Genomic DNA, 26,932 nt, shown 5'->3' with positions numbered 1-26,932 from the left:
GCCACTATCAATCAAGTCGGCATACCGATTGCTAATATTACGGAGCCATCAGCGCTTAACATTGAACCTTCAGCGATTACGACTCAACAATCACCCTCTTATCTTACCGTTTTTCGTACCCGTATTGATCAAGTGCGTTGGCAATTACGCCAGCATTTTTATCAAGACTGGAGTACCAAAACTAATGCAGAGCAACAAGCAAAAGCCGTCACGCTCAGTTTGCTAACGGGCGATCGTAGTCTAATCAATCGCAGCACCAAAGACTTGTATCAGCTGGCAGGTATCTCGCATCTGCTCGCTATCTCAGGCACGCATGTATTGTTTTTAGCCATTGTTATGGCAGGGCTTGCGACCTTCGTATTTGATCGCAGATTACCTGTGCTTTATCGCTATGTGCCGCGCTGGCAGGTGCGCTGGCAGGTGATGATCGTAGCTGCCTTTATTTATGCGCTATTTACAGGTTTTGATGTGCCTGCAGCTCGTACTGCTTGGACGCTGCTGGCTATAGGGGTGGTGCGTTTAACCTTGCTACCGGTAAGTACTTTGCGCGTGCTACTTAGCTTAGCTATTGTTATGGCTTGGGTTGATCCCTTTGTACTGTGGCAAGCGGGTTACTGGCTATCGTTCATTGCTGTCGCTTTGTTATTAAAATACGATGACACGTATGGATTGCAGGCTAAAACAGAGACTAGCTCTTCGCAAATTAAGCCTTCTCAGCCTCAAACCCTAAAGGGTAAAAAAACAGCTCGATGGCTATCAGCTTTTAAGCGCCTGTTTAGGTTGCAATGCTGGCTGTTCATCGCTTTATTACCAGTGACGCTATTACTCTTTGGTAAGGCTTCGCTATGGGGCTTGATTATTAACCTGTTCGCTATTGGACTCTTTGGCTGGGTGATTGTGCCGCTCAATCTATTAGCAGGACTGTGTTATCTGGTTGCGCCTGCCATAGCAGATATGATTTGGGCGCTTGTGAGTACCCTAGTAGCAAGTTTGCATACATTGATACTGTGGCTGACGTCATTGCCTGCACTCTCTGATGCATGGGTTTATACCCCTGTAAATACAGCGATATTGCTCATGGCTTTTTTGGTACTACTGCCTTGGCTACTGCCAAGCGGACTCATTAGCCGAGTGCTGGCAGTACCACTTCTTGCGCTTTTGATGATAAGTGTCTATGCCAATCAGCAAACTCTAGTGCAGATGCCGACTTTGTATATATTGCCGACAGGGGATACGTATCTAAGCGCGGCTGTACTTATTTATCCAGCTATGAGTCATCAAGCTACTGATCAAAGTGCTAGCAGTTGGCTATTTTTGGCCGATCATAGGCCGTCTCAGACTCGCACTAGAGCCAGTACGCTGAATGCGCAGCAGCTCTCAAAAAGCTTGAAGCAGCAGCTGGGGACGCTCTCTGTCAAGCGCTTGAATGGTATCGTTGTACAAACCGCATTAAGCGCTTCAAACAATGAGAAAAATAGTAACACTCAAGCTATCAACATAGAATCTACTGATATCCTAGCTAAAACCGTCTTTGAACTTGTGCAGCGTATACCCGTCAGTCAATATTGGCAGGCAGGTCGTCATGATCTTTGGCAAGATAAACAACGAGCTTACCAATCCAAAAGTGGTACTGATAAATCAATTACCGCGCAGCGCTGTAAGGCAGGCAAGACTTGGCAGATGGCAGATAGTGAACTTGCGATTACGGCGCTGACAGGGTGGAGCGAGATTGATGATGCTAGTGTATGGGACTGCGCCATAGCGCTCGATAGTGGTATGCCTATTCAAGTAGTACAGTACAATCCAACTGATCCGCTACAATCGCCTTTGCTATCTGACAATAAGCATTCGCATATTGTACTAGACGCCGCCACTCACAACCGAGTCTGGCAGATGTGGTCGCTATTATGTGATGCCAAATCTTTTGCCGCTGACCAAGAGGTAACTTGGCTCAGCCATAGTCGCTCACAGGTAACTGGCGAGGTATTGGCTCAGCACCGAGTAGCACAAACGCTTACTCATGATGGGGTCTCCTTGTCAGCCGCGCTTGCGCTTGATGATCCTTAAACGCGAGGTTTTATAGTTTCTAATAGCCAAGCTATTGAAGCCGGAGTAGAATGCCACCATACTTATAGCTTAGTTTATCGATTTAGCATGTTATCAACCTAGGAATCTCTATGCCCAACTGGCCACCAGACCCTAATAAACGTCCCGACAACTCGGCAAGTCAAATGCAGCCCACGCCGCAGCCGAATGGACAAGAATGGCGTCTCATTGAAAAAACCCTCCTAGCCAGTGTACAAGAACAACGTCGTGCACGGCGCTGGAGTATCTTTTTTAAGCTCCTCACCTTTGGCTATATTTTATTTGTATTATTAGCATTTAGTCGTAGTTGTAGCAGTGACAAGCCTGCAGGTATTGATGGTTTTGATACCAGTCAGCCGCATTTGGCAGTAGTTGAGTTACAAGGGGTCATTAGTAATGCTGATGTGGCTAATGCTTATGATGTCAATGATGCTCTAACGCGCGCTTTTGAGAATCCTAATTCTAAGGCAGTTGCTCTTGATATCAACTCGCCTGGTGGCTCTCCTGTGCAGTCTGATGAGATCTGGCAGACGATGGTCGATCTGCGTGCTGAGTATCCAGACAAAAAGCTCTACGCAGTTATTGGTGATATAGGAGCCTCTGGCGCGTATTATATTGCCTCAGCAGCGGATGATATTTATGTCAACCCCTCAAGTTTGGTCGGCTCTATTGGTGTGATTATGCCAAGCTATAATATCGAGGGCTTGATGGACAAGGTTGGCGTAGAGGATCGTACGATTACCGCAGGTGAGTACAAAGATATTTTAAGCTTGTCTCGTCCCTTAACTGAGTTTGAAGAGCAACACGTCGAAGGCGTGCTGGCCAATACGCACAAGCACTTTATCAATGCGGTCAAAGAAGGTCGCGGCGATCGACTCAAAGATGCTGAAGAGAATAATCTATTTTCGGGATTATTTTGGACCGGCGAGCAATCTATTGCTTTGGGACTGGCGGATCAAACGGGTAGTATCTCAAGCCTTGAGAAGCAGCTTGAGCTGGACAATATCGTTAATTATACGCCAATAGACCCCTTCCAACTGTTTATGGATCGATTTGCAGTCAAGCTTGGTGCAGGTGTTGGCTCTAGTATCTCCCTTGATTTATTATCAAAAGAAGAGGGCACAGGTCAGATGCGCTAAGTGTTCTATACCTATTTCGTGTATGATGATAAAGGCTGAGTATAGTGATATGCTCAGCCTTTATTTATGTCAAGATTTATATTATTTAATGAGAGCCTGATATGAGTGTCATGACTGCGCAAACCTTTGCATCCCTACCAGTATCAACCAAAACAAAAAAACCTGTCTTGCATTTTGCGCATGCTAATGGAATGCCAAGCGCAGTGTACGCGCCTTTTTTTGCAGGTTTAAGTGAATTTTTTACGATTGAGTATATACCGCTATTAGGGACAGATCCCGATTATCCTGTCGATAATCATTGGCAGCGTCTTACCCAACAAGTGATAGATAGCGTCGAGCGTACCTGCGAGGAGCACGGTACCGCGCAGCTCGTCGCTGTCGGTCACTCGCTCGGTGCTATGTGTACGTTGCAAGCGTTATACAAAGCGCCCAAACGCTTTAATCAGGCAGTGCTTATGGATCCGCCGTTGATATATGGACGTAGCAGCTTTTTGATGCACCTAGCTAAAACGGTAGATAAATTACCCATGATGAATAACCAATCGATGGATAAGCTGTCGCCATCAGGAATATCAAAACATCGCCGTGATGTTTGGGATAGCCGAGCCGATGCTTATGAGCAAATGCGCAATAAGGGGTTTTTTAAGAATTTTGATGAGCGCAGTTTTGAAGGTTATATCGAGCATGGGTTACATACTCGCGCTGATGGTAAAGTCACTTTGGCTATTCCCAAAAAAAGCGAAGTTACTGTCTTTAGAACCAATCCCTCATTGTATTGGCTAACCCCAAATCATGCTCCAAAGCCACCAGTTGAGCTAATCATTGGGCAGGAGAGTATTTTTTTGAAACGTAAATTCCCACAAAAAATAAAAGCTCGCTTGGGCATAGATTTTGAGACCCATAAAGGCGGTCATATGTTTCCGCTTGAGTACCCAGATAGCGTGGCTGCGCAAGTGCTGATGCTCATTAAAAAACAGCTAAAAACCTAAATAAAATATTATGCCTATTATATCAAGCGCTACTGATAACGAGATGACAAACCATAAATCCACACCGCTATTTTCAACCTTTAGTGTGATTGCGCTGATGGTCTTTATGGTGATGGGTTTTTTTATCAGTCAACTGATAGGCGTGTACATCGCAGGCAAGCTGTTTTTACCCGATGCAGACACGTTATCAATGGGTACGCTATTTTATATCGGCAGTAACGATGGCACTGTCGTTAGTGTCTCAATTATCATTACCAGCCTGCTTATCACCGCTATTACTCTAGGTATTATCCGTATAAAAGGCGGTAGTATAAGTCAGTACTTAGCGCTTAGACCTTTTTCAGTCGGTATTGGTATAGGAATGTTTGCGCTGCTACTGCTGTTTGCAATTGCTAGTCAGGCAGTGACCTATTGGGTAGAGGCGACGCCGCTGATCTTCGTTGACCCTTTGTATCAGTCGGTGAGCTCAGTGTGGCTGCTCATCTTTGCGATGGTGATAGCAGCGCCTGTCTACGAAGAGTTGGTGTTTCGCGGTATTTTGTGGTCAGCGATTAGTGAGCAGTTTGCAGGCTCGCGCGGCACTATTGTTGCCAGCGTAATTACTAGTTTGATATTTGCGCTTATTCATATCCAATACGGCTGGTATGAGATCAGCACCATTGTCTTGTTGGCACTGCTGTTTTGTTATGCGCGTATCAAATCAGGCTCTTTGTGGTTGCCTATTTTGCTACACATTATCAATAACGGCATCGCTATGTGGCTGTATATCTCGCAAGTGGGCTAAACATCAGGATTAAGCTGCAAAATCTCATCCGCTGCCCATTGTATGTCTTTGATCGTCAAGTCAGGTTTACCACTTAATGCTTGTCGCCATTTGCGCGCGCCCGCTAATCCTTGAAACAGACCTAAGTAGTGCCGCGCCATCGTCGGTAAGCGCTCGCCTTTATTCACTTGCTGCTCTAGGTACGGATAAAGCTTGGCTAGAATATCTGAGCGTTTAGGAATAGGAGCATCCCATAAGCTATTAGCTTCTGCTAATAGGTAGGGGTTGTGATAAAACGCGCGACCGATCATTACGCCATCGATATGCTCTAAGTGCGCTTTTATATCTGCCACAGTTTCTATACCACCGTTAATCTCTATCATTAGATCTGGCAAGTCTTGCTTGAGGCGGTAGACATCATCATAGCGTAGCGGCGGGATTTCGCGGTTTTGTTTGGGGCTAAGGCCTTGCAACCAAGCAGTACGCGCATGCACAATAAAGCGCTGACAGCCAGCGTCAGCAACCGTTTGGACAAAGTCGCTCATAAACTCATAACTGTCAAAATCATCGATACCGATGCGGTGTTTAACGGTCACAGGAATATCAACTGCCGCTTGCATATGCTTAACTAAGCCTGCAACAGTTTTGGGCTCTGCCATAAGACACGCGCCAATCTTGTTATGCTGCACGCGATCAGAGGGGCAACCGACATTGATGTTGACCTCATCATAACCATACTGCTGGGCAAATACAGCGCACTGGATCATCTCGTCAATATCAGCGCCACCAAGCTGTAACACTAAAGGATGCTCGCTCACATCAAAGCGCAAATGCCTATCTCTATGACCGTAAATTAGCGCGCCTGTACTTATCATCTCGGTATACAAATACACCTGTGGGTTAAACAGGCGTGCAAAGAAGCGATAGTCCGTCGTCGTCCAATCGATCATGGGTGCAACAGATAGGCGTTTTTGCGTTATATCAAGCATATTAATTGCCTTAATGTCTTTAGTAAGCAGTCAAGGAGGCACTCGTTGTCGCTAAATGTTCAGGTATTATTTTGCGCAATAGACCAGATCGTCAATCTTTTTCATGTCAGGTAAGTTATAAAAATACAGTCCCATCATAATACCGACAAAGCCGATGAATGCTATGTACAAAGCAGGCGCAAAACTAATATACATAGTCGCGTAGGCCAGACCAAACGGAAGAATGCCGCCGATAATAGCGTAGGTAATATTATAAGAAAACGACATGCCTGTTAGGCGTACATTGGTTGGAAACAGTTGTATCAAAATAGCAGGCACCATCCCGACAATACCTGCACAAAAGCCTAAGATCGCAAACATGATTAGGATATAATCGCCCCCTGCCTCCAGATGGTAATAAAAAGCGAATATCTGAGCGATGAGCAAAATAGAACCAACTGCTAAAACCTTACCAAAGTTTTGGTAGTCTGAGATGATGCCATAAAAAATACAGCCCAAAATCATAAATACTACGCCAAGACTATGAGCAAATCCAAACAAATCACTATCGGGGGCAAAACGCAGCTCAATTAAATCAGGCAATATCAATACGATGACTAAAGTGATGCTAGATATAATCAAGGTCAACATCATATTGATAAATATCGAGTGCTTGCAGTGTTTAAATAATAACGTGAAAGGTTTATTGGTATAACTGATAGTCTTATCAATATCGTGTCTTGTGCTTTTTAGATCAACAAAAAAAGGCGTCTCATTAATAGTGCGCCAAAACAGTAGCGGTAAAAAGCTTAAAGCTGCAGCGACAAAGAAGGGAATGCGCCAGCCATAGTCTACCATCTGCTCAAAGGTCAGCGCGTTATTGAGCCACATAAAAAAGCCATTAGAGAATAAGACGCCTACAAAAAAACTAGCCGTCACATAGGCGCAGCCAACAGAGAGATGCGAGCGTGGTACATGTTCGGCGACAAAGACCCATGACAAAGGTACAAAAACGCCAAACGCCATACCTTGAATCATGCGCAGCAAAATAAATAGCGCAGGAGCGAATATGCCCCACTGTGCGTAGGTCGGCAAAAAAGCCATCGCCAGCAAACTTAATGCTGTAACGAGCATACTCATGAGCAGGACAGGCTTGCGTCCTATTATATCTCCGTAGCGACCAAAGAGAATACCACCAAAAGGACGCGCCAAATAACCGACAGCGAACAGTCCAAGCCCTTGTAGTTTTGCAGTATTTGCATCGATGGTGCCAGGAAAAAAAGCAGTCGCAACTGTATCGGCTATATAGAGGTAAATCAAAAAATCAAAAAAAGTCACAGCGGTGCTAAAGCAGACAAACATAACTGTATGCTTGTCTTTAGATGACATCAACTCATAGTGAGCAAGAGGGGACATAAGCGTTCAATCCACAAGTAAAAGTAGCGATCAAAACGTTTGCTCGCAAACAATATTTAGCATAAAAATAGATCAATCATCATGATGACTGATCATAAAAAGGTAATAGATATCAAAAGGTATGAGTCAAAACAGTTGTGTGAATAAATTACAGTAGCCAATCAATAGGGAGGAGCGACATAATAGTTAGCCAGATGTGATCAGCCATATCAACGCGCGGCTCACTATCATAAACGATGGGCTTGCCATCTTTGATGGTATGCCATTCAAGAGTATCGTCATCTATAAGTTTGACCTCATAGGCCTGCGCGAGTAGATCATCACTTAATGCTTGGTGCAATTGCTGTGCCAGCTCGTCGTCGTTGATAATAACGCCCATTTCGGTATTAATGTTAGCAGAGCGCGGGTCAACATTATACGAGCCAATAAATACTTGATGGTCATCGATGGCAAAGGTTTTGGCGTGCAGACTGGTTGATGATTGGCTACGGGCTTTCCATAGTTTATTATCGCGCTTTTCTTCACTTGCCGTTGATTTTAGCTCGTATATTTTGATGCCGGCGCGCAAAAGCTCAGGTCGCCATTTACTATAGCCTGAATGCACGGCAGTTACGTCAGTGGCATCAAAGGAGTTGGTCAAAATTCTAATCTCAATACCTGATTCTGCCAAGGCAACGAGGGTTTCAACGCCGTCTTTGGTCGGTACAAAGTAAGAGGAGATGATCGTGAGCTTCTCGGAGGGACTGCCAAGTAGCGTACGCAGTTGATGCACCAAGTTGGTATCACTAGCAACGGATTTGGTCAGCTTGCCGACATCGTCACTCAAAAACTGCATATCCGTCCAGCGAAATGGCACTTGTTTATTGACTAAATCCTTGTCAATCGTCGAGTCCTCAATCGCGCTACGGTATACCGCCAAGCTACTGTTTGCGTTGCTTTTCTCTTCTTCTTTAAGCTCGTTTAAACCGTCTAAAAAGTCAGTAGTCGCCCCTTTGTCTAGAGTGACTAGAGTTTCGATATCAAAGGAGATGGGCGCGGACCAATAACTGGTAAAGCTGTTGTCGATATCGGCGACGACTTTACCAATGAGCAAAACATCTAAGTCTGCAAACTGGCTGCTTTGATCATTACTTAAGTATTCATTACCAATATTACGGCCACCAATAATAGTGATTTGCTTATCAAAAATCATGCTCTTATTATGCATGCGCCGATTAATACGCGGCAGACCGGTAACAAAGTTTAGGGTCTGAAATTTGCGATGCATCAAAGGATTGATAATACGTACAGCGGTATTAGGGTGACTGGCAAAGCGTAGCAAGGTCTGATCAAGATTAGCATTACTATTAAAATCATCTATAAGCAGGCGCACGATAACGCCGCGCTCAGCGGCCTCCCACAAGTCTTTGAGCATGAGCTGACCGGCTTGATCATTGTGCCAGATATAGTACTGCACATCGATACTGCGCGTCGCCATATCCGTCAAGATACTACGCGCGGCAAAGGCATTGGCACCAGTGACAATCGGATGATAGCCTGAAAGCTCTGGATGAATGTCGTTTTGCTCACTGATTGCATTGATCAAATCAGTGCTGACACGTACCGTATTGTCATTATTATTGTCTTGATAAAGCGCATTTAGCCGTGCTGATAGGTTTTGGCTATCAGGTAGGTGCGGCTGATTGGGCAGAGCCTGACAGCCACCAAGCGCTAGAGATAGTCCAAGTACCAGACTTAGATGCAGACGACTTGGGGTTAAATGAGACAATGACATAACGGGTTTACCTTAATGAGCTTGAAGTGCTAAAGGATACAAGAGGATAATAGCACTAATTGAATCAGACCAAATAGCTGTACTCACTGCAGATTTTTAATAGAGCTCTTTATTCGGCGCTCATCTTATCAGGTGCATCTAAAGCTGCCTAGATAAACTACGTTACTTTTTGCGAGTGATAATCGACATTGTTTTGTGCCTCATACTGGTTTGCTTACTGCTGTCAAAAACTTATCAAAGTCAGCTTGAGAGTGCTTAATATTCAACAGACATCATCAAAGCAGATGTTTGAGATAAAGTGACATGTTATGATAGCGGTCAGTAAAAATTAGCCCAAACATTAACTAAACATTAATAAGAGCAAGAACCACGGAAAAAAGTGTTATGAGTGATTCGCAAGAGCAGAGTAATCTTATAGACAGTGATGATAGTGGCCTAGATACAAACTGGCGTTCTGACGCGTTAGATTTGGACGCAGGCTACGGCATGCAAACGATTGCTGTACGCGCAGGACAGCACCGCAGCGATGAAGGTGAGCACTCAGAACCTATCTATACGACTAGCTCCTACGTCTATGCTTCAGCAGAAGACGCTGCGGCCCATTTCAATGGTACTAAGACGGGCAATGTCTACTCGCGTCATACCAATCCAAGCGTACGCACTTTTGAGCGCCGCTTAGCCGCGTTAGAAAACGGCGCGCGCGCAGTAGCAACTGCCTCTGGCATGGGCGCAATCTTAACTATGTGTTTGGCGTATCTTAAACAGGGCGATCACCTGCTCGCTGCCAATCAATTATTTGGCTCATCCATTGGACTGTTTAATAATTATGTTGCCAAGTTTGGGGTCGAGGTCAGCTATGTAGATTGCTTTGACAACGACGCTTGGGCGAATGCGGTTCAACCGAATACTAAGGTGATCTATTGCGAAAGCCCGAGCAATCCATTAGCACAAATTTGCGATATCGGCTATTTAAGTGAGCTATGCCGCGCTAATGATATCTTGTTAGTCGTTGATAATTGCTTTGCTTCTCCTGCCATTCAGCGTCCCCTAGATTTAGGCGCAGACGTGGTGATTCACTCAGCAACTAAATACTTAGATGGTCAAGGCCGCGTATTGGGCGGTGCACTTGTGGGTAGCGACAAGCTCATGCAAGAGGCGTTTACTGTGGTACGCTCAGGCGGTATCAGTATGAGCCCGTTCAATGCGTGGGTATTTACCAAAGGACTTGAGACGCTTAAATTACGCATGCAAGCGCATTGCCAAAATGCCAACCAAGTCGTGCAGTTTTTGGTCAATCACCCCAAGGTCAGATGCGTACATTTTTCAGGCTTACCTGATCATCCTGCTCATGACTTAGCGACCCGTCAGCACCATATGAAAGACGGCTACGGGGCTATCATGGGCTTTGAGGTTGCAGCGTCTGAGACTCATGATGCAAAAGCGGCGGCTTGGCATGTGATAGACTCAACTACAATGATCTCCATTACCAACAACCTTGGTGATGCTAAAACGACGATTACCCATCCTGCGACCACCACGCACTTTCGCCTAACCCCTGAGGCGCGCGCTGAGGCTGGCGTCAAAGATAGCTTGATACGTCTGTCAGTGGGGCTAGAAGACGCTGAGGATATTATCAAAGATTTGGCGCGCGGTTTAGACAGTTTATAAAGATAGCGCTATAATCACTTATTACAATTTTACTTATTTATCAAAAGAAGAGACCATTATGAACATTCAAGCACTCATGCAACAAGCGCAAACGATGCAAAAGAAAGTCGAAGCCAACGTCGAGAACGCCAAAAAAGAGCTGGCTAATAAAGAAGTACAAGCAGAAGCGGGCAGTGGTCTGGTCAAAGTGACCATGACTGGTCGTCACGTGGTCAAGCGTATCAGCATCGATCCAAGTCTTTTAGAGGACGAGCCTGATATGATCGAAGATTTGATCGCTGCCGCTATCAATGATGCGGTTCGTCAAGCGGATGAGTTATACGAAGAAACGATGACAGGCGCGACCTCTGGTATGGGCTTGCCACCTGGTATGCAAGGCATGTTCTAGTATCAAATTTGCCAAAAACTATGACCTGCTAGGGTCAATTATGGGGTTGTTATCACTATGATACGACCCCATTTTTATAGCTACGGTTTATAGATAAAGGAAACAATTTTGCTAACAGCTAAATTTGATCAGATGGTTAAGCAGCTGCGTATTTTGCCGGGTGTGGGCCAAAAGAGCGCCCAACGTATGGCGCTGCATTTACTCACAAAAAAACGTCCACAAGGTATGGCGCTCGCGCAAGCGCTCGATGAAGCTATGCGAGACATCGTTGAGTGTCAGCGTTGTCATAGTTTTAGTGATGATAACGTCTGTCCGCTGTGCCAAGACCCTAGGCGTGATGATACGGTGCTATGCGTGGTAGAAACGGCAGCTGACGTGATGGCTATTGAACAAACAGCAGGCTATCGCGGTCTGTATTTTGTATTAGGGGGTCACTTGTCCCCAATCGATGGTATTAGCGCTGATGATCTCAATATTGATCAGCTGGTTTGGCGCGTCAAACAAGAGCCTGTCGATGAGCTGATACTTGCAACAGGGACGACGGTAGAAGGACAGACGACCGCGCATTTTATCAGTGAGGCGGTCGGTCGCCATGTCAAAAAGGTCACGCGCCTCGCTCAAGGCGTTCCTATGGGCGGCGAGCTTGAGTACCTTGACAGCATGACCTTGGGGCAAGCGCTACAAAATCGCTCTTTTTTATAAATTAAAATCTGTAGTAAGCTGCTTATTGTAGTAGTCAAATTGACTTATAATAAGTGAGCAATTGCCCATTTGTGTTGCTATACTTTATTTTTAGTATCTAATCTTAAACGTTGCCAGCGTTTGACCGTTCTGGCAACGTTTTCTCCTTATTCCTATCTATGCAGGTATCTGCCCGTGTCCCATGCTCTAACTGATACAAACACTCAAGTGTCCGATGCTAGTATTTTAAAAGCAGACGACATGCAGACATCAATGCCCAAAGAACCCGATATCGATGCTTTGTTAGACATCGCCGATGAGGCCAAGGTTACTTGGGTACGCGAGCAGTATCAGTTAGGGGTAGTCATTGAAGCGCTCAAAGTGTGCGGGCGTGTGGCATTAGATACCGAATTTATCAAGCGTGATACTTACTATCCGCGTTTGGCACTCGTGCAGCTTAATGTCGGCGATCATATTTACTTACTTGATGCACCAAAATTGCAATTGAGCGAGTTTTGGCAAGCGCTAACAGAAGTGGATGTGGCTATTTGGCATGCCTGCGGCGAGGATTTAGGGATATTTTATTTGCTATCAGGTTGCCCGCCATTGACCAATATTTTTGATACCCAAATTGCACTGTCTTATTTAACAGGACAGTTGCAAATGGGTTATCAGCAGGCGCTAGATGAGCAGCTCGATATGCACATTGATAAGGAGCACAGCCAGTCCGATTGGCTCCAGCGTCCATTAACCGATGAGCAAGAGCAGTACGCTATTGATGATGTGCGCTTTTTGCCTGCGCTGTATTTAAGTATAGAGCACGCGCTCAAATCAAAAGGTTTATACGATTATGTCTGGGCCGATTGCCAGCTCTATGCCTCAGAGCTATATGAGACGCAGCATATCGAAGATGATGCTATGTATTTGACCATGGCAGATTATCGATACAACGCGCAGCAAATGGCAGTTTTGCAAGCGGTAGCGACTTGGCGCGAGCAGCTGGCGCGCGCGACCAATCAGCCGCGCACCTTTGTCATCAAAAAACAAGCGGTACGTGAGATCATCACCGAAAAGCCTAACACCATGCGTGAACTGGCGCACAAGACGACCATGCATCGTAGTATGCTGCGTCTATATGGTGAGGAGTTACTCACTATCATCAAGGATGCAAAGGCGCTACCTGCGGCCGAGCAACCAGCGCTCATAGCGCCGCCTTATCGCTCAAAAAACAAAGTACTCTCAAAAGCGGTGCAACAGGCAATAGACAAACAAGCTGAAAAGATAGGCGTGCCTACCAGCGTGCTCATGCGCAAAAAGTGGCTACATCAGTTATATGAAGTGATTGCCTATGACAAGGATTTGTCTGATATGCCACTAGGTTTACAAGGCTGGCGCTATGAGTGGGTCACGCAGACTTTGATACCCGTCATTGAAGAGCACAAGGTTGAGCTAAAGCAGGGCATGGGGGTTCGGTAGAGCTAGTCACGATTAAACGCTCCATTGTCTAAGAAATACACCACTTGCCAAGCGACTTGCTTTTTAAAAAGCATACCCGTGTGCGTGACAGGCAAAATAATATGATCAGTGGCGCCGGCAAGCTGAGTCTCGCTCACATAAACGGTACCATCATGCGCTAACCGCTTAACAGTCAATGAGCTATCCGCTTTACGTAATTTACGATTATGATAACTTAAAATGGGCTGACCTAAACCTTGCGCTTTATTGCCTGCAATAACGCCAAGCTCGATACCTTTTGGCAGTGGCGCAACTGTACCATCCAACGCTTGCTCATAGGATTTACCGACGATAGCAGGCGCTAATCGCCAGATATAATCGCCACTTACGCTGCCCAAGTGGGGCGTTCCCAAGGTGACGCAGCGCCCGATTTTCCACTTGGGGTAATGTGCAACAAAATCTCGAATGATCAAACCGCCTAAGCTATGACCGACGAGATCTATCGACTGATCAGGAAAGTGATTATTCTTAAGCCACTCATTGAGTCGTGCGCTATTGGTTTTGATGCCATCGCGCATGCTGCGATAGCCGTACTGGTGAGTCCTATAGCCTTGTGCTTGCAAGCGTTTGGCTAATGGGCGCATGACCCAAGCGGTTTGATGGAGACCGTGTATGAGGATAACGCGGTTTTTTTGTGACATGTTTGTTTTGATACCCTAGGTTATAAAATGAGCAGACTTCGCTATCATAAAGGAGTCGTGACGAACTGGCAAAATAAAACCTCCATATCAATGATTAATATGGAGGTTTTTTAATTCAAAAATTTTTAGTGCTACATATAGTTTTCGATACTTGGGCATGAACACATCAAGTTTTTGTCGCCATAGACATCATCCACGCGAGCAACACTAGGCCAGAACTTATGCGCGCGGATATAGGGCAGCGGGAACGCAGCGGTATCACGGCTGTACGGATGCGACCACTCGCTATCGGTAATCATCGATGCCGTATGCGGCGCGTTTACTAGTGGATTGTCCTCTAGTGTCCAACCGTCATCGCCAGCTTTGGCTTTCATCGCCTCATCTTTGATAGATTTGAGCGCGTCGATAAAACGATCTAGCTCCTCTTTAGATTCAGACTCGGTCGGCTCTATCATGAGCGTACCTGCTACTGGGAAACTCATCGTTGGCGAATGGAAACCGTAATCCATCAAGCGCTTGGCGATATCGCTCTCAGTGATGCCCGTCTCTTCTTTTAGCGGACGGATATCGATGATACATTCGTGCGCGACGCGGCCGTTTTTGCCCGTATAGAGTACAGGGTAGTGATCCCGTAAGCTGTCAGCGACGTAGTTGGCATTAAGAAGCGCCAGTTTAGTGGCTTCAAGCAGACCGTCACGGCCCATCATCGCAATATACATCCATGAGATCGGTAAGATACTCGCAGAACCATACGGCGCGGCTGATACCGCTGAGCAGTCATTTGGCGCATTGTGTACAGGGCTTAGGACATGGTTGGCTTTAAACGGTGCTAGATGCGCTTGCATACCGATAGGGCCCATACCTGGACCGCCGCCGCCATGCGGAATACAAAAGGTTTTGTGCAAGTTCATGTGCAAGACGTCTGCGCCAACATCAGCAGGTTGCATGATACCGACCTGAGCGTTCATGTTAGCGCCGTCCATATAGACTTGACCGCCGTGCTTATGAATGAGGCTACAGATATCACGGATACCTTCTTCAAACACGCCATGCGTCGATGGATAAGTGATCATCAACGCGCCTAAATTGGCACTGTGCTCCTCGCATTTTTCTTTTAGATCATCGATATCGATGTTGCCGTTGTCGTCGGTTTTTACCACAACGACTTTCATACCCATCATAATGGCAGTCGCAGGGTTGGTACCGTGTGCTGACATAGGAATCAGGCAGATATCACGATCCGTCTCGCCTAGAGACTCATGATAGCGGCGAATGGCTAAGAGACCTGCGTATTCGCCAGAGGCGCCAGAGTTGGGCTGCATAGAGATATCATCAAACCCTGTGATGGCTTTGAGCTGCTCTTGTAAGCTATCGATCATCTCGATATAACCGCCAACTTGGTCGCGCGGTGCAAACGGATGCACATTGGCAAATTCAGGCCAAGTAATCGGTAGCATCTCACTGGTGGCATTGAGCTTCATGGTACAGCTACCAAGCGAGATCATACTGCGGTTCATCGCCAGATCTTTGTCTTCTAGTGACTTTAAGTACCGCAGCATCTCGTGCTCAGTATGATGCGAGTTAAAGACAGGATGGGTCAAGATATCATCAGTACGCAGATGTGCGCTATCGAGTGATACGCTCGCATTTTGGGGTAAGTCATGAGACTTGCTGACAAACAATTGCGTCAATACTTTAAAATCTTCAACATCACTGGTTTCACTAAAGGCGACCCCAATCTTGGTATCGTCATGACGCCATAAGTTATAACCGACATTATCCGCGTTTTCAAAGATCTGCGTCGCCATTTTCTCAGAGCCGCAATCGACAACGACGGTATCAAAGAACTGGTCATGGACGACGCTTACGTTATTATCGTTATCGCTATTATTTCTAATCACATCAGCAAAAGCAGTAGCAAAGGCATGGATGCGAGTGGCAATGCGCTTAACGCCCGTTGGACCATGATAGACGGCGTACATACCAGCTAGGTTAGCGAGCAAAACTTGTGAGGTACAAATGTTTGAGTTGGCTTTTTCGCGGCGGATATGCTGCTCACGCGTCTGTAGTGCCATACGCAGAGCGGTATTGCCTTGCGAGTCTTTTGAGACGCCGATGATACGACCAGGGGCTGAGCGCTTAGCTTTGTCCAAAAACGCAAAGTAGGCGGCGTGTGGACCACCAAAACCCATTGGAATACCAAAGCGCTGAGTGCTACCGAGCGCGATATCTGCACCCATATCCGCAGGAGACTTTAGCAACACCAAACTCATGATGTCGCTGATCACAGAGGTATAGGTTTTCTTTTCTTTGACCGCGCTGATGACGTCAGTTAAGTCTTTGACATCGCCTTCAACCCCGACATACTGAAAAATTGCGCCAAAATAATCGCCAGACTTAGCGAGTTCAAAATCACCAACGATGACATCCCAACCAAAATACTTGGCACGCGTATGAATGACATCCAAAGTCTGCGGATAAATACGCTCATCGACGAAGAATTGCGTGGATTTGCTTTTGCTCATGCGCTTAGACATCGCCATCGCTTCAGCTGCCGCAGTCGCTTCATCTAATAGTGAGGCACCAGCAAGCTCAAGACCAGTCAGATCGATACAAACTTGCTGGAAGTTAAGCAAAGCTTCTAAGCGACCCTGAGCGATTTCTGCTTGGTAAGGCGTATAAGCGGTATACCAGCCTGGATTTTCAAGTACGTTACGCTGAATGACTGCTGGCATGCGTACAGGCGAGTAGCCTTGGCCGATATAGCTTTTATTAACAGTAATGTTATCTGCCATCGCGCGCAGTTTGGCAAGGGCGGCGTGCTCACTCATCGCCACAGGCAGATCTAGCGCTTTATTTAAACGTACTGGCGCAGGGACAGTATCATCAACGAAAGTGTCCAAATCGCTATAGCCGATAGCGCTGAGCAAATCTGCTTGCTTGGCATCGTTAGAGCCTAAATGGCGATAGACAAATTCAGCTTCATTAAACAAGCCTTTAAAAGTATCGAACGTCGGTTGTTGAGAGAGAGTCATGACAGTCCTTAAGTAAGCTTTAGATATTGAGTATTGAGAGTTAAAAATGGCAAGCGGCTTATCTTGATCTTGCTACACGTAATGCACAAATTGCGCGTCATCGAAACGAAACTGAGCGCTATAAATACCATTGTCCGCACGCTCGCCTGCGCCAATCATCATGACCACATGATGATCATCACCAAGACTAAGCAAACGCTTCATCGCAGGCTCATCGAAGCCGCCCATAGGGCAACTATCAAATCCGTGTGCACGCAGGGCTAGCATTAAGTTTTCAGCCGCTAAGGCTGTATTATTGGTTGCCCAGTTTTTGACATCATCAAAGGTATAGTAAGGGGATTTGATCGGTCCTTTGACTTGGCGAAAGACTTGCGTCGCGCTCCATTTAGCAGCCGATATCACGTTGGCAGGACCACGCAAAAAGTCTAAAGCGACCACTTTGGTATAGTAGTCTTTGACCTTTTTGGGTATCGGGGTTTCTGGATACTCGCGTAGTATCTGCTGCGCGTGATCGTGCCAGATATCAGTGCGAGCGACGACAGCGATTAGGCGCGCTGAAGTTTTTGCCGCGTTTTGACCCATACAGTTTTTGATCGCTTTTTTGCGCTTTTTGTCGCTATCAATGACATAAAACTCCCATGGCTGTAGATTGCTCGAGTTCGGCGCGAGCATAGCTAAGCGCAGGCAGTCGGCCATTACCTCATCTGGAATAGGGGTGTCAGTGAAACGGCGTACCGAGCGGCGCGACTCAACCACTTCGCGAAACGCTTGTAATTGCGGCGTATGCTCAGGCATAGCGAGATCAGGGTTTGGGCTGGCGTTCTCAGTAGTCATATACAAGTCCATACTGGCGGCAAAAGGAGGTGAGTGATAAATAATTATCAACAGTCTAGCTATTTGGTAGAGATAAGCTTAGCCAATAGCAAGTACTGATAATAATGTTGATCTAAAGTAACATTAGCTGGACCAGCCTAGGTTCAGACAAGTTCAGATAAGAGGTATAACGTTTATCGGTACAGATACCAGCGGATGCCAGTATCTGTATTCTTGCCAATATCTGTACTATTCAAGTGCTAGCGTTTGCAAATGATAGCTGTTAGTTTTTGAATACCTAAAAAGCAATTACAGCTCGTTTTCGTACTCGTCAGCCGTCATCAAGGCCTCAAAATCATCCATATTGTCAGGTTTCATTCTAAAGAACCACCCTTCGCCGTATGGGTCTGAGTTGATGATTTCTGGATCGTCTTCTAATGCTTCATTGATAGCGACAATCTCACCTGATATTGGCGCATACACATCAGAGGCGGCTTTGACAGATTCAACCACTGAGATCTCATCATCAACGGCAATCGTATCGCCCACATCTGGCAATTCGACGAATACCACATCACCTAATAGGTCCTGCGCGTGATCAGTGATGCCAACGGTAATGGTGCCGTCGTCTTCTAGACGTAACCATTCGTGACTGGCGATGTACTTAAGTTCTGCTGGGATATTGCTCATGGTCTCTCTCCTAAATGATAGAGGATGGTTTAAAAAGTTAGAGTGTAAAGCGAATACGAACCAAAACCAAGAGGAAGATAAAATCTACCCATCAGCTTTGATAATTAATCAAATTGTTGTTTACCATTACGTACAAATGGTAGCTTGAGTACGCGAACGTCAACGAACTTGCCCTTACCGCGTAGATCCACTTGTACGGTATCTTCATCAGTGATGCTGGCAGGAACGCGGGCGATAGCGATAGAGTGTTTGAGGCTAGGGGAGAAGGTGCCACTGGTGATAACGCCAGTTTGCTCTCCACTTGTCCCCTGATTAATGGTCACGCTCATGCCTTCACGCAATACGCCGCGGGTGGTAAGTAATAGGCCCACTTGCTTCATCGCCGTATTGTCGTCTTTGGACTGTTTACGCTTGCTGACCATAGCGCTGCGACCAACAAAATCACGCTCGTCTTTGAGCGCTAAGGTCCAGCCCATGTTGCTCTCATACGGGCTGATGGTCTCATCCATATCGTGACCGTAAAGGTTCATGCCCGCTTCCATACGCAAAGTATCACGTGCACCAAGCCCTGCTGGTTTTATGCCGTGCTGCTTTAATAACTCAAAAAATGCAGGCGCGTCATCACCGTGCATGATGACTTCGACGCCATCCTCACCCGTATAACCTGTACGGGCCACGAACCAGTCTGTGCCTTCGATATCAGTAAGATCAGCACCAACAAAGGGCTTAAGTCCCGCTAGTGTCTCACCCCAGCTCGGCTTTGCCTCAGCTAATTTGGCGACGGCATTAGGGCCTTGAACCGCGAGCATTGCAAGCTCGGTGCGCTCGGTAATAGTGATATCAAAGTCTGTAGCGACTGTATTAAATTGTGCGATGTCTTTATCACGAGTGGCAGCATTGGAGACAATACGGTATTCGCTCTCATCTTCGGTCATGAGATAAACGATCAAATCATCAATGATACCGCCGTCTTCATTGAGCATAGGCGAGTACAGAGCTTTACCAACCGTTTTTAGTTTGTCGACATCATTTGCTAGCAGCTTTTGTAGCCAAGCTTTACTATCAACACCCTTAACATCGACGATCACCATATGCGACACATCGAACATACCTGCATCAGTACGCACCGCCTCATGCTCTTCGATTTGTGAGCCGTAATGAATAGGTAACTCCCAACCCGAAAAATCTACCAGTTTGCCATCGCTATCAACGTGCGATTGATATAAGGGAGTGCGCTGCGGCGCTTGAGTATTAAGAGCATTGTGAGTGTCGGTCATAACAAATCCTTGTAAACGCTAGTCGCAGTAACGACTAAAGCGTTAAGCAGTAGTGGGAGGCAAGTTCGCTTGGCGTAAACTTGACTTTAAAGGTAGCACAAAAGGGGTGCACAATAAATAAAGCATAGACCAAACAAGCGCGTAAGCTCGTTTAGCAAAAGCCCTATCTGTCCTGTGACCTGAGATTTTCAATACGTTGTTATAATATTAGCTTTTAATTGAAAGTTAATAGCAACGTATTTTCTCCCCTTCGGTGGGTAAGGGTAATAATGCATCACCTTTACCGCTCTCCAGATTTGTTATGCCTAAGGTATGGGTTAATATGCGTTTAAACGTAACAGCATAAACCTAATAGACATGGGTTATTCAGTCCTTTGTACCTGAGCGATTGGCAGGGTAGATGCGCCTTCGGTGGTCTCATAACATAATCATAAACTCGTATGAGACTCTCTCCTGAATAACGCCTTTATTATGAAAGGTTCACTGACCTTTTACAAGTCATGGCCTGATAAATTTTATAAGAATAGTATTTTGATGTTAAAGGCTAGACCATATCGATTTACCATACCCAAACGTAAAGCCGCTAATGATGCAAAGCTGATTTGTGCTAATCTACAATGAATTCAATTTATAGGTCAATTTTATGCATTGTGATATTTATAAATTCCCCAAGCACAGCGATATGTATGTTTACATTGCCCGTCCTGATTTCCCTGATGATACTGATGAGCTCAAAGACTGGCTTGGCGTGTTGCCTAAAGACTTTCGGGCGACGCTTGGTCAAAGCAAGTTTGTGATGCATCTGGATTTGGATAGCACCTCTAAGCTGGCTCGCGTTGATAAAGATGAGGTACTCGCCAAATTGCAGTCGCAAGGCTATTATGTGCAAATGCCGCCGCAAGACGTGATGCGCCGTCAAGCTGAGATGCGTGCTAAAGAAGCGCAAGACAATAAGTATGACTAATAGCTGAGCGCTCATATGCATTTGGTTATAAAGTCATGATAAACTAACACTCTATTGCACGTATGTTTGAATCTTAAAGATTATATTTTGGTAGTGCTTGACTAACAACGCAGGTATATAAAACACGTATGGATTGGTTAAAAAATATTTTACAGTTTCTGCCTTTAGATACGCTGAGTGATATCCTCGGTGAGATCGTTATTTGGTGGAGTCAGATGGTCAAAGGTGTACCGCCTGCGGATCTGCCGATGTACGCTTATATAGGTGGCACGGTCGTCGTCCTACTATTATGGCTTCTCGTCGCTCGTATGCTACCGCGACCACTGGGCGGTATGACTTGGATGGTACTATTTGCAGTACTGCTTGCGCCAGGAACGGCTTTAGGTGATCCAAGCTTGCTTGCTCCTGCGAGTATCGGCGTCGTCTACGCGCTTATGATGAAAGATACGACAGCGGCAATTAATAGTGCCTTACCGATATTAGTTGTACTGGTAGTCGGTTTATTTATTGGCTTTTTATGGCAGCTTATTCGCGGCGCGTTTGAATCTAGCCTTGCCAAAGCACGCGCAAATTCTGCTGAGGATACTCAGGCGACGATGCAATTAACAACAGGTCATCTGGCAATGAATAACTACGCCGCCAAAGACAGCCTAGACCTTAGCAGCGCCGATAGTACTAATGCTAATAGTGTCAGCCTGCATAAGACTCAAGAAAAAGTACCACTTACGCAGGCACCTATCGTTGAGACTGCACCTAAAAAGGTGAGAAAAGGCTTTTATAGTGAAGAGTCTGCCGCGCAAAGAGTGATAGACAAGGCTAAACGAGTCAAACCTTCTGTTGAATTAGATAATCCTGCCAACAAAAAGCACAATGAGGAATAAAAAGCACAATGAAGGATAGTAAGTATCAAAGTAGCTAGACATCATAGCAAGTAGATAAGGCTTTAAAAGACACTTTTGGGTGTCTTTTTTTATGACTACCGAAGAGTAATAGATACCGAAGACGAACGCATGAGTATTTTGGCATTAACAGCGCCTGTGCTACTCTAAACCATCCCTTTTTATACCTTAATAACAATGATAGAGATCCAATTATGAGTATTGATAATTCTGCCACTAGTGACAACCTTGCCAAAAAAACCTTTACGGGGACCAATAATTATATTGCAACTGATGACTTGCAACTGGCGGTCAATGCGGCAATGACCTTGCAAAAGCCACTTTTGATCAAAGGCGAGCCGGGTACGGGCAAAACTTTACTGGCAGAAGAAGTCGCCCAAAGTCTAGGTATGCCGCTTATCACATGGCATATCAAATCAACGACCAAAGCTGAGCAGGGACTATACGAATATGATGCGGTGTCGCGTTTGCGTGACTCGCAACTCGGCGATGACAAGGTCTATGATATTGGCAACTACATCAAGCCGGGTAAATTGTGGGAGGCGTTCACCAGTGAGGAGCGCTGCGTCTTATTGATCGATGAAGTCGATAAAGCAGACATTGAATTTCCCAATGACTTATTGCATGAATTAGACAAAATGTCTTTTTATGTCTATGAGACAGGCGAGACGGTTACTGCTACCCAGCGCCCTGTGATTATCATCACTTCAAACAATGAAAAAGAGCTACCTGATGCGTTTTTGCGTCGTTGTTTCTTTCATTATATTGACTTCCCTGAAGAGCAAACCATGCGTCAAATCATCGACGTGCATTTTCCTAATATTCAAGAAAAGCTGGTCAATGATGCGCTTGATATCTTCTATAAGCTACGTAATATCCAAGGTCTTAAAAAACCGCCTTCAACATCAGAACTGGTTGATTGGCTCACATTGTTGCTCGCCGATGACATGGCACAAGAAGAGTTAGAAGAGAATTTGCGCGGTGAAAAGTCCATTCCGCCATTATATGGCGCTCTGCTCAAAAACGAAGCCGATGTCAATTTATTACAGCGCTTTGCCAATATGATGCGCCGTTAACACCTGCCAGATAGGTATTTTATGTTTGTAAAATTATTCTATACCCTGCGCACTTATGGCGTACCCGTCAGTACGCGTGAGCTACTCGATCTCAACGCAGCGCTAGATAAAGGCCTGATGATGCAGCACGCATTATCATCACAGGAAGCGGACACAAAGCTGCCTGCCTTTGCCAGTCGTGAGGATATGTATCGACTTATCAGACTGTGTATGGTCAAAGACGAGCGTCACTTTGACAAGTTTGATCGGGCGATGAGCGACTATTTTGAAGGCGTCGATAGCTTAGATATTGATGAGTTGATGGGCAAGCTTACGGATGTGCCACAGGAGTGGTTAGATCTAAAACTTGATCCCAAAAACCTCACCGAAGAGCAGCGGCGTCTACTCAAAAAATACGGCTCACTTGAGGAGCTCATGAAGGCGCTTGAGGAGCGTCTCAAAGAGCAAAAAGAGCGTCATCAAGGCGGCAGCAAGTGGGTCGGTACGGGCGGCACATCACCTTTTGGTGCTTATGGCGATCATCCAGAGGGCGTGCGCGTGGGCGGGGAGTCGCGTAAGCGCAGCGCCGCTAAAGTATGGGAGCAGCGTAAATATCGCAATCTTGATGATGACAATCTGCTCGGCACGCGCCAAATTCAGATGGCACTACGTAATCTACGCCAGTTTGCCCGCACCGGTAGTGACGATGAGCTAGATATCCATGAGACTATCAAACGCACTGCCAAAAAAGGCGTACTCGATATCCATATGCAGCCTGAGCGGCGCAACCGCGTCAAAGTGCTCATGCTATTTGATATTGGCGGTAGTATGGACATTCATGTTGATGCTTTAGAGAAGTTATTTTCTGCGGCAAAAAACGAGTTTAAGACGTTAGAGTTTTTTTATTTTCATAACTGCCTATACGATTATGTCTGGCAAGATAACAATCGCCGCCATAGCGCGCGTATGCCGACCTATGAGCTACTCAATAAATATGGGCGCGAGTATCGGGTTATCTTCGTTGGAGATGCGTCAATGTCGCCATACGAGCTGATGACCGTTGGCGGTAGTGTTGAGTATATGAATAACGAAGCAGGGGTAGTGTGGCTCAAGCGGGTGCTCGATCACTTTGATAAAGTCGCTTGGCTTAATCCTGAGAACCCCGCCTACTGGCACTATACACAAACCATTAATGAGATAAAAAAAGTGTTCGATAATAAGATGTATCCCATGACTTTGCACGGCGTTGAGGACATGACGTCTTATTTGGCGCGTTGATTTTTTATCCTTGTGCTATCGTAGCGCTTTAAACCCAAAGGTTTGAGGCGCTATTTATTTATGACCACTCCAACCATGACACCCATCTCTTTTTTGTCGTGTTTATCAATACTTGGCGCGTAGAGCGCAGAGGCAATACCGCCATCCAAAAATAGCGCATTTGGGCAGTTTAAATTGTCCTTGAATAAAGAAGCGAAAGCGTAAAAGTTCACCAGCTCATTACTATTAACGAACTGTACGCTACCATCCTCACAAACACCGACACCGTTACGAAATTTTAGTGAAGTGCTATCGGCGTTAAACTCTGGGTGAATGTCGCCGTTTATGACTAGCATCGGTCCTGATTGGGTGGCGTAACTGGGTCTTGCTTCACCATTTTTAATTAACGTATCCAAAACATTACTTTCAGTAATTTGTACTAAGCCTGCTTTATTCCACCACAATACGCCATTAGGCAATAAATGAAAATTGCCACCACCTTCGTTTAAGTTAAGCGCGCGAATCTCTTGACCATCTATCACCGTATAACCAATAGGGGCATATGCTTGATTATACATACCTGCGTTCATCGCAAAGGCTAGGGTTTGCTCATCTGGTAGGCGAGCTAAAAGCGTATCAAAGGTCAAAAGCGTCTGCTCTTTATCATCTTGCCAAAACAGTTTGAGCTGATAGTCATCGCCAGCAAGCGCTTCTTGACTAATCTGACACGCACTATAGCTAAAAGGGCTATCCTGACTCGAGCATGACCAGTCTTTATTCGATATGTCTGTGATATTTGAATCAACAGGCTGGCAAGCGCTCAACGTTAATGCCAAAAAGACAGTAACGCTTGCCATGATAGTAGTAGGGTACATACTTACTTTAGGTTCTCATTGATATCTTCTGTAACGTCTTCAATAGATTCTATACCGTAGCTGCGAGTTTTTTTACCTTTGTCTCGCGAGTCTTTGTTATAAGCAATGAGCGCATCATTATCAGGCAAAAAGGTATGAGCATCCGCCATTACCCACATCTGGTTAAAGACATCTGCGCGCGCACTGTGATCGAGCAAAGCGCCTTCGTCTGTAAAGTAATAAAACTTAGATAGTAGCTTGATCTGACTGTCATCTAAGCGCCGTGCGATATGATAGGGCTTTAATTGACTAGGATGCTCAAGTCCAACTGCACCGACGATACTGGCGAGAGATTTGAGGGTGTTTTTGTGAAAGCTAGCTACGCGCTCAGCTTTGCTTGGCACATCAAGCGCCTTTTGGCGATACGGGTCTTGAGTCGCAACGCCTGTCGGGCAAGTGTTGGTATGGCATGAGCGCGATTGAATACAGCCCACTGCAAACATAAAGCCGCGCGCTGAGTTACACCAATCTGCACCCAGAGCCAAAAAGCGGGCAATATCAAAGCCTGAGACGATCTTGCCACTAACACCAAGCTTAATCTTGTCACGAATACCAGCACCAACTAGAGTGTTATGCACGAGTAAAAACCCATCAATCAGCGGCATACCGACATTATCCATAAACTCGACAGGGGCGGCTCCCGTACCACCCTCAGCGCCATCAATAACGATGAAATCAGGATAGTTGTCAGTCTCCATCATTGCTTTGACAATCGCCATAAACTGCCAAGGTTGCCCGACGCATAGCTTAAAGCCGACAGGCTTACCCCCTGATAATTCGCGTAATTGCTGCCAAAATGCGACAAGTTCGAGTGGCGTGCTAAATGCGCTATGCGAGGAGGGCGATACGCAATCCTGACCCATAGGCACTTGGCGCGTATCTGCAATCTCTTGAGTGATTTTTTCACTAGGAAGAACGCCGCCCTTACCTGGTTTGGCGCCTTGTGAAAGTTTAATCTCAATCATTTTAACTTGCGGCTCGATGGCTTTCTCGGCAAAAGATAAGGGATCAAAGCTACCATCGTCATGACGGCAACCAAAATAACCCGTACCCAGCTCCCAAATCAGATCGCCGCCGAACTTGCGGTGATACGGACTGATCGCACCCTCGCCAGTATCGTGAGTAAAGCCGCCCATCTTGGCGCCTTGATTGAGTGCCATAATAGCATTAGCGGAGAGACTACCAAAGCTCATCGCTGAAATATTAAACACCGACATGTCATGCGGCTGCTGACAATGCTCGTTACCAACCGTAATGCGAAAGTCTTGTTTTTCTAATGGGTGACTAACTGCCGATTGCAAAAACCACTCTTTACCATGATGATATAAATCATCTAGTGTCCCAAAAGCATTGGTATCGCTGACATTTTTGGCACGTTGATACACAAGCGCACGCTGCTGACGTGAAAACGGGACTTGTTCTTTATCATCTTCCAACAAATACTGGCGAATCTCAGGACGAAAGTCCTCAAGCACGTAGCGGATGTGACCGGCGATAGGGTAGTTGTTTAATATAGAATGCTTGGATTGAATGAGATCATAAACCCCGATGGCGACTAATGCCCCACCGATGAGAATGAGCCACCAGTTGGTCAACAGTAAGCCTGCCAAAAAGAGTAAAGCGGCTGCAGCCAAGGTGCTATAGCGTAGCAAAAGACCAATGAGGTAGGAGTCTGATTTAGGTTCAGCGTTTAGGTTGGTACGAGATTGGGGCATGACAAGCTCAGCTATTAGAAACAAAAAAAGGCGATAAGCGGTTGCATAAACAACACGCCTTATTATAACTCGATAATATAGTGACTAAATGATAGTTGAGTAACGATAAGCTAATGTTTGGTTGTTTATTAAATATTCAAGCGCGCTCAATCCGCTCAGCCAACGCCTGCAACTTCGGCACAATCTGTGCCGCATACTCATCCGCATCCCAATTCGCCCTTGGCACGCTAGCATTGAGAGAATAGCCATAATGACTTGTAGTGGTATCGAATACGCCAACGGCTAC

22 protein-coding genes and 2 riboswitches are annotated in these 26,932 nt (G+C 45.8%); of the genes, 12 read left to right on the top strand and 10 right to left on the bottom strand.

The window, feature by feature from the left end; translation table 11 throughout:
* From ACTXGO_RS01495 to ACTXGO_RS01480, 4 genes are all read left to right on the top strand, one after another.
* Positions 1 to 2,067, top strand: a 2,067-nt coding sequence (locus ACTXGO_RS01495) for a ComEC/Rec2 family competence protein (RefSeq protein WP_443573230.1), incomplete at its 5' end; no start/stop codon positions are given.
* Positions 2,068 to 2,177: 110 nt separating this feature from the next.
* Entirely contained in the window at positions 2,178 to 3,224 is a 1,047-nt protein-coding gene (sppA, locus tag ACTXGO_RS01490; protein WP_443573229.1) for a signal peptide peptidase SppA, read from the top strand.
* 101 nt (positions 3,225 to 3,325) lie between these two features.
* Positions 3,326 to 4,213, top strand: a complete 888-nt coding sequence (locus ACTXGO_RS01485) for an alpha/beta hydrolase (protein WP_443573228.1) — start codon at positions 3,326 to 3,328, stop codon at positions 4,211 to 4,213.
* 10 nt (positions 4,214 to 4,223) lie between these two features.
* Positions 4,224 to 4,997 carry a CPBP family intramembrane glutamic endopeptidase gene (locus ACTXGO_RS01480; protein WP_443573227.1) on the top strand — a complete coding sequence of 258 codons (774 nt, stop codon included), beginning with the start codon at positions 4,224 to 4,226 and terminating at the stop codon, positions 4,995 to 4,997.
* On the opposite strand, the gene dusA is transcribed toward ACTXGO_RS01480, so the two are convergent.
* The 3 genes from dusA to ACTXGO_RS01465 all read right to left on the bottom strand — a co-directional run bounded on the left by dusA (position 4,994) and on the right by ACTXGO_RS01465 (position 9,134).
* On the bottom strand, positions 4,994 to 5,965 hold the full coding sequence (dusA, locus tag ACTXGO_RS01475) for a tRNA dihydrouridine(20/20a) synthase DusA (protein WP_443573226.1): 972 nt from the start codon (positions 5,963 to 5,965) through the stop codon (positions 4,994 to 4,996). The two genes, ACTXGO_RS01480 and dusA, sit on opposite strands and share 4 nt — an antisense overlap.
* Before the next feature lie 66 nt (positions 5,966 to 6,031).
* Entirely contained in the window at positions 6,032 to 7,360 is a 1,329-nt protein-coding gene (locus tag ACTXGO_RS01470; RefSeq protein ID WP_443543384.1) for an MFS transporter, read from the bottom strand.
* A gap of 148 nt (positions 7,361 to 7,508) precedes the next feature.
* Complete coding sequence (locus ACTXGO_RS01465; protein WP_443573225.1) at positions 7,509 to 9,134, bottom strand: phospholipase D family protein; 1,626 nt, start codon at positions 9,132 to 9,134, stop codon at positions 7,509 to 7,511.
* A gap of 384 nt (positions 9,135 to 9,518) precedes the next feature.
* Here ACTXGO_RS01465 and ACTXGO_RS01460 point away from each other — a divergent pair, with 384 nt between their 5' ends.
* From ACTXGO_RS01460 to ACTXGO_RS01445, 4 genes are all read left to right on the top strand, one after another.
* Positions 9,519 to 10,802, top strand: a complete 1,284-nt coding sequence (locus tag ACTXGO_RS01460; RefSeq protein WP_435949254.1) for an O-succinylhomoserine sulfhydrylase — start codon at positions 9,519 to 9,521, stop codon at positions 10,800 to 10,802.
* A 58-nt stretch (positions 10,803 to 10,860) separates the two neighbouring features.
* A complete protein-coding gene (locus tag ACTXGO_RS01455; protein ID WP_317198533.1) occupies positions 10,861 to 11,190 on the top strand; it encodes a YbaB/EbfC family nucleoid-associated protein in 330 nt (109 codons plus the stop codon).
* A 108-nt stretch (positions 11,191 to 11,298) separates the two neighbouring features.
* Positions 11,299 to 11,892, top strand: a complete 594-nt coding sequence (gene recR, locus ACTXGO_RS01450) for a recombination mediator RecR (RefSeq protein WP_443573224.1) — start codon at positions 11,299 to 11,301, stop codon at positions 11,890 to 11,892.
* 174 nt (positions 11,893 to 12,066) lie between these two features.
* Positions 12,067 to 13,347 (top strand): ribonuclease D, encoded by a 1,281-nt coding sequence (locus ACTXGO_RS01445; protein ID WP_443573223.1) that lies wholly within the window; start codon positions 12,067 to 12,069, stop codon positions 13,345 to 13,347.
* Between the two features lie 2 nt (positions 13,348 to 13,349).
* On the opposite strand, the gene ACTXGO_RS01440 is transcribed toward ACTXGO_RS01445, so the two are convergent.
* The 5 genes from ACTXGO_RS01440 to gcvT all read right to left on the bottom strand — a co-directional run bounded on the left by ACTXGO_RS01440 (position 13,350) and on the right by gcvT (position 19,842).
* A complete protein-coding gene (locus ACTXGO_RS01440; protein ID WP_435949251.1) occupies positions 13,350 to 14,027 on the bottom strand; it encodes a lipase family alpha/beta hydrolase in 678 nt (225 codons plus the stop codon).
* Between the two features lie 131 nt (positions 14,028 to 14,158).
* Positions 14,159 to 17,062 (bottom strand): aminomethyl-transferring glycine dehydrogenase, encoded by a 2,904-nt coding sequence (gene gcvP, locus ACTXGO_RS01435; RefSeq protein ID WP_443543373.1) that lies wholly within the window; start codon positions 17,060 to 17,062, stop codon positions 14,159 to 14,161.
* A 72-nt stretch (positions 17,063 to 17,134) separates the two neighbouring features.
* Positions 17,135 to 17,896, bottom strand: coding sequence for a nitroreductase family protein (locus ACTXGO_RS01430; protein ID WP_435949249.1), 762 nt, complete (start codon positions 17,894 to 17,896; stop codon positions 17,135 to 17,137).
* A gap of 288 nt (positions 17,897 to 18,184) precedes the next feature.
* Positions 18,185 to 18,565 carry a glycine cleavage system protein GcvH gene (gene gcvH, locus ACTXGO_RS01425; protein ID WP_317198526.1) on the bottom strand — a complete coding sequence of 127 codons (381 nt, stop codon included), beginning with the start codon at positions 18,563 to 18,565 and terminating at the stop codon, positions 18,185 to 18,187.
* Positions 18,566 to 18,669: 104 nt separating this feature from the next.
* Positions 18,670 to 19,842, bottom strand: coding sequence for a glycine cleavage system aminomethyltransferase GcvT (gcvT, locus tag ACTXGO_RS01420; RefSeq protein ID WP_435949248.1), 1,173 nt, complete (start codon positions 19,840 to 19,842; stop codon positions 18,670 to 18,672).
* A gap of 157 nt (positions 19,843 to 19,999) precedes the next feature.
* Positions 20,000 to 20,146, bottom strand: a riboswitch (glycine riboswitch).
* Between the two features lie 53 nt (positions 20,147 to 20,199).
* Positions 20,200 to 20,308, bottom strand: a riboswitch (glycine riboswitch).
* A gap of 177 nt (positions 20,309 to 20,485) precedes the next feature.
* Here gcvT and ACTXGO_RS01415 point away from each other — a divergent pair.
* From ACTXGO_RS01415 to ACTXGO_RS01400, 4 genes are all read left to right on the top strand, one after another.
* Entirely contained in the window at positions 20,486 to 20,806 is a 321-nt protein-coding gene (locus tag ACTXGO_RS01415) for a YcgL domain-containing protein (protein ID WP_443573222.1), read from the top strand.
* Between the two features lie 128 nt (positions 20,807 to 20,934).
* The gene (locus ACTXGO_RS01410) at positions 20,935 to 21,687 is read left to right on the top strand and encodes a hypothetical protein (RefSeq protein WP_443573221.1); all 753 of its coding nucleotides are present in this window, start codon (positions 20,935 to 20,937) and stop codon (positions 21,685 to 21,687) included.
* A 212-nt stretch (positions 21,688 to 21,899) separates the two neighbouring features.
* Positions 21,900 to 22,781, top strand: a complete 882-nt coding sequence (locus ACTXGO_RS01405; protein WP_443573220.1) for an AAA family ATPase — start codon at positions 21,900 to 21,902, stop codon at positions 22,779 to 22,781.
* Between the two features lie 21 nt (positions 22,782 to 22,802).
* A complete protein-coding gene (locus ACTXGO_RS01400; protein ID WP_435949245.1) occupies positions 22,803 to 24,038 on the top strand; it encodes a vWA domain-containing protein in 1,236 nt (411 codons plus the stop codon).
* A gap of 50 nt (positions 24,039 to 24,088) precedes the next feature.
* On the opposite strand, the gene ACTXGO_RS01395 is transcribed toward ACTXGO_RS01400, so the two are convergent.
* Together ACTXGO_RS01395 and ACTXGO_RS01390 are read right to left on the bottom strand one after the other, a co-directional pair.
* Complete coding sequence (locus tag ACTXGO_RS01395; RefSeq protein WP_443573219.1) at positions 24,089 to 24,892, bottom strand: phosphodiester glycosidase family protein; 804 nt, start codon at positions 24,890 to 24,892, stop codon at positions 24,089 to 24,091.
* A gap of 2 nt (positions 24,893 to 24,894) precedes the next feature.
* Entirely contained in the window at positions 24,895 to 26,646 is a 1,752-nt protein-coding gene (locus ACTXGO_RS01390; protein WP_443573218.1) for an FMN-binding glutamate synthase family protein, read from the bottom strand.
* Between the last annotated feature and the right edge of the window lie 286 nt (positions 26,647 to 26,932).

It is taken from the genome of Psychrobacter sp. T6-1 (assembly GCF_052258445.1).
Note: the sequence above shows the minus strand (reverse complement) of the source record. Positions and strands in the feature narration are given on the sequence as shown.

Coding starts and splice junctions, on each gene's coding strand:
- sppA (WP_443573229.1), top strand. CDS start 2,178: ATGCCCAACTGGCCACCAGACCCTAATAAACGTCCCGACAACTCGGCA.
- ACTXGO_RS01485 (WP_443573228.1), top strand. CDS start 3,326: ATGAGTGTCATGACTGCGCAAACCTTTGCATCCCTACCAGTATCAACC.
- ACTXGO_RS01480 (WP_443573227.1), top strand. CDS start 4,224: ATGCCTATTATATCAAGCGCTACTGATAACGAGATGACAAACCATAAA.
- dusA (WP_443573226.1), bottom strand. CDS start 5,965: ATGCTTGATATAACGCAAAAACGCCTATCTGTTGCACCCATGATCGAT.
- ACTXGO_RS01470 (WP_443543384.1), bottom strand. CDS start 7,360: ATGTCCCCTCTTGCTCACTATGAGTTGATGTCATCTAAAGACAAGCAT.
- ACTXGO_RS01465 (WP_443573225.1), bottom strand. CDS start 9,134: ATGTCATTGTCTCATTTAACCCCAAGTCGTCTGCATCTAAGTCTGGTA.
- ACTXGO_RS01460 (WP_435949254.1), top strand. CDS start 9,519: ATGAGTGATTCGCAAGAGCAGAGTAATCTTATAGACAGTGATGATAGT.
- ACTXGO_RS01455 (WP_317198533.1), top strand. CDS start 10,861: ATGAACATTCAAGCACTCATGCAACAAGCGCAAACGATGCAAAAGAAA.
- ACTXGO_RS01440 (WP_435949251.1), bottom strand. CDS start 14,027: ATGTCACAAAAAAACCGCGTTATCCTCATACACGGTCTCCATCAAACC.
- gcvP (WP_443543373.1), bottom strand. CDS start 17,062: ATGACTCTCTCTCAACAACCGACGTTCGATACTTTTAAAGGCTTGTTT.
- ACTXGO_RS01430 (WP_435949249.1), bottom strand. CDS start 17,896: ATGACTACTGAGAACGCCAGCCCAAACCCTGATCTCGCTATGCCTGAG.
- gcvH (WP_317198526.1), bottom strand. CDS start 18,565: ATGAGCAATATCCCAGCAGAACTTAAGTACATCGCCAGTCACGAATGG.
- gcvT (WP_435949248.1), bottom strand. CDS start 19,842: ATGACCGACACTCACAATGCTCTTAATACTCAAGCGCCGCAGCGCACT.
- ACTXGO_RS01415 (WP_443573222.1), top strand. CDS start 20,486: ATGCATTGTGATATTTATAAATTCCCCAAGCACAGCGATATGTATGTT.
- ACTXGO_RS01410 (WP_443573221.1), top strand. CDS start 20,935: ATGGATTGGTTAAAAAATATTTTACAGTTTCTGCCTTTAGATACGCTG.
- ACTXGO_RS01405 (WP_443573220.1), top strand. CDS start 21,900: ATGAGTATTGATAATTCTGCCACTAGTGACAACCTTGCCAAAAAAACC.
- ACTXGO_RS01400 (WP_435949245.1), top strand. CDS start 22,803: ATGTTTGTAAAATTATTCTATACCCTGCGCACTTATGGCGTACCCGTC.
- ACTXGO_RS01395 (WP_443573219.1), bottom strand. CDS start 24,892: ATGTACCCTACTACTATCATGGCAAGCGTTACTGTCTTTTTGGCATTA.
- ACTXGO_RS01390 (WP_443573218.1), bottom strand. CDS start 26,646: ATGCCCCAATCTCGTACCAACCTAAACGCTGAACCTAAATCAGACTCC.